This window comes from Wolbachia endosymbiont of Glossina morsitans morsitans (assembly GCF_000689175.1).
Lineage (GTDB): Bacteria > Pseudomonadota > Alphaproteobacteria > Rickettsiales > Anaplasmataceae > Wolbachia > Wolbachia pipientis.
The window spans coordinates 2,284-5,079 of the sequence record NZ_AWUH01000165.1; the positions used below are offsets into that span (position 1 = coordinate 2,284).

Genomic DNA, 2,796 nt, shown 5'->3' on the forward strand with positions numbered 1-2,796 from the left:
CCAGAAATTTTATTAAGTTGGTAAGCATAAAAATAGCCGTTTTATGTTAAAACACAACGTTCTTGATGAAATTACGGCAAGGTTGGATCCCAGTGTCAAGCACTGGGACGACACCCTTTTTGGGTCCTCTAAATAGCCTATATAGTGTCATCCAAGTAGCCTCCCTCCCCTGTCATCCAAGTAGCTGACACTGGGATCTGGCAAGCTTTGCTTGCAAATAAGTCTAATACGCGTCGCATTTTATGCCAAAACACAATTGGAGTTACATGCAAAATAGATCCCAGTGTTAGCTACTTGGATGACAAAAAAAGGAGCACTGGGATGAAACCATTTGGTGTGTTTAACAAAGCTCGTACTTAGCTTCATGTTAGCTACAAATATTAAGAAATTTACCAAATGAAAAAAAAGGCAAAAGAAGCCGTTGCATTTAACAAAGTTCGTACTTAGCTTCATGTTAGCTATAAATATTAAGAAATTTACCAAATGAAAAAAAAGGCAAAAGAAGCCCCAGCTAATATCTATTTTAGAACATTGGCGTTTTTTAAGTCTTAAACACTGCAATTTAGCTGCTTTTAAATGCAACTCACCTTAGTTTAAATGTTTAAGAAATTTACTAAGCAGAAAAAAAGGCAAAAGAAACCCCGTGTTTGCTAGTTGTCACTCCCTAATCCTGCAAATTGGCGTACTATACTGTCTTAAACGACTTATAAGCGCGTTTCAGCTTGTGTAGGTAAAAACCTAGAAATATTGTAAAGACACATAGTGCAAAAAATTAAAAATAAGACGCCAACTACGTTGTTTTCTTGCTGTTTAATCTGCACAGATGAAGATAACTGAATACCTTCAGTTTCATGATAAGGGGGCTGGCGGAGTTTGTCAAGTAAGTTTTTTCGTTTCTAACGGTTGTTGCCAAAAACTATGCAAGAAGTCTATTGACAGGTGATTAAATTATAATGTAGCCTATCGCCGTATATCCGGGGGTGGGTTGTTGTGAGGCTTTTTCACTTTTTATTCTTGTTAATGTGTTTTTCTCTGTATTACTATGCGGGTTTTATATTTTCGCCCTGCCCAAAAGCTAAGGTTTGCTTTTCACCTGGAGAAGATTGTGCTGTACCGACAATCAACGTAATAGATCAGTCTAAAAAATCTATCTTAGTTCAAGAATATACATTCACTCTTGGAACAGTTGCAAAATCTTTGATTAATGCTAAAGAACGCAGTGTTGATGTTAAAGTCATCTTAGATAAATCGCAACTGTACTCAAAATATAGTGTTATAAATGAATTATTTTCAGGTGGAGTACCAATTTGGATCGATCATAATAAGATAATGATTGTTGACAATCAAAAAGTCATCACAGGGTCATTTAACCTTAGTAAGACAGCTAAAAAAGGAAATGCTGAAAATTTATTAATTATTACAGATTATCCTGAATTGATTCAGCAGTATGTGAAAAACTGCGAGGCACGAATGTCACAATCTTACAAACACGCTCCCAACTAATCGAGAGCGCTTGCTCAAAATCAGTTTTAAAAACAGCAAGGGAGAGCTTTTTTGATTGATTGGCATAATGATTATGATATAATGAACTAAAAATTTAAGGAATAAAGTAATGGATTATATAAATGATGCTGCCGGTAGCTACACTGCTATTCATGATTTTTTTCAAAACAACGGTGTTGGAGATTACAAAGTTCAATGCAATTATGGTGGGGTGCCGTATGCTACTGATGAGTACGTGCATTCTTGCGATAAATTTTGGAGTAATAATTTCATAGACTCACATTTTGGCAGGGAAATAAAAATGTATCCTCAAAGTGAACTTTTAGCTAAAGAATATGCTGGAAATACGTTGCCAGTTTCAATATCACTAGATAAGGATTTAATAAAAATGAAGGAATGTCAGAAAAAAACGAAATTTGTGGAACTAGAAAGGGAGTCAGGTGATTTAGTGCATAATAAGCAAAAGTATCTAAAGTGTTACACAAAAAAGCTATCATATGATGATGTACATATTTACAATAACGATAAAGTTTCAACATTTAGCATAAAATACGACGTGCCAAATGATCCGAAATACAGTTTAAATATAACATTTACAAAGGTGAATGATAATAAACCAGGATTTCGGCAGAAATTTAAAAATATATTTTAACGTGACCTTTCACTGGTTTTTACTCAATCAACCAACAACAGTTAATATCAAATTTTTATAATTAAAAAATATGCTATTTTTTAAAACTTTCATTCTCCTTCGCAACTTCGCAATTTCGCAAAACAACTCTTGGACCAAATGTGTCTGGCATAACACCTTTTGGTAACTTGCTACTTCTTTTTTTCCGCATCTCCGGCAACAGCCATTGATATTCCACAACATAAGGCTTGATTTTTGGTAGATCAACTTTTTTATGAATAATATAGCTCTTTTTACAATAATCCGAACAGACCGTAATATGCTACTGGCCTGCTATAGCCATAAACACATATCTTATCGCATTCGGACTATTATAAGAAAGGCTATACTATGCTTCTCCTTAAAGTGACCATTTACCCTAAACGCTATTAGCTTCCTTAAAATTTACGTTAATGCCTATTTTGCCTAAACTGAAGCGTCTTTTCCAATTTTTTCTAGCATCAACTCAGCAGCTTTTTGTTCAGCAATCTTTTTACTAGAAGCGCATGCAGAAACTTTACCATAATCTTCTATGCAAACTGATGTAGTAAATTCAGGATTGTGCGCTGGTCCAGTCTGTTTTACAAGCTCATACTCTGGTAAAGGCAATTTGTTTTTCTGAG

3 protein-coding genes and 1 pseudogene are annotated in these 2,796 nt (G+C 34.6%); 2 read left to right on the plus strand and 2 right to left on the minus strand.

The window, feature by feature from the left end:
- Positions 1–990 precede the first annotated feature (990 nt).
- A complete protein-coding gene (locus tag WGMM_RS04130; protein WP_038250521.1) occupies positions 991–1,503 on the plus strand; it encodes a phospholipase D family nuclease in 513 nt (170 codons plus the stop codon).
- A 109-nt stretch (positions 1,504–1,612) separates the two neighbouring features.
- Positions 1,613–2,155 carry a hypothetical protein gene (locus tag WGMM_RS04135; RefSeq protein WP_038250524.1) on the plus strand — a complete coding sequence of 181 codons (543 nt, stop codon included), beginning with the start codon at positions 1,613–1,615 and terminating at the stop codon, positions 2,153–2,155.
- Between the two features lie 124 nt (positions 2,156–2,279).
- Here the strand turns inward: WGMM_RS04135 and WGMM_RS06865 are convergent.
- Both WGMM_RS06865 and WGMM_RS04140 read right to left on the minus strand, forming a co-directional pair.
- Positions 2,280–2,432, minus strand: a pseudogene (locus WGMM_RS06865) (IS66 family transposase); the annotation flags it as partial.
- A gap of 167 nt (positions 2,433–2,599) precedes the next feature.
- Positions 2,600–2,796: putative dsRNA-binding protein (locus WGMM_RS04140; protein ID WP_038250526.1), on the minus strand; the 197-nt coding region annotated here is incomplete at its 5' end.

Bases quoted from the DNA above. Each gene is read 5' to 3' on its own strand.
- WGMM_RS04135 (WP_038250524.1), top strand. From the start codon at position 1,613: ATGGATTATATAAATGATGCTGCCGGTAGCTACACTGCTATTCATGAT.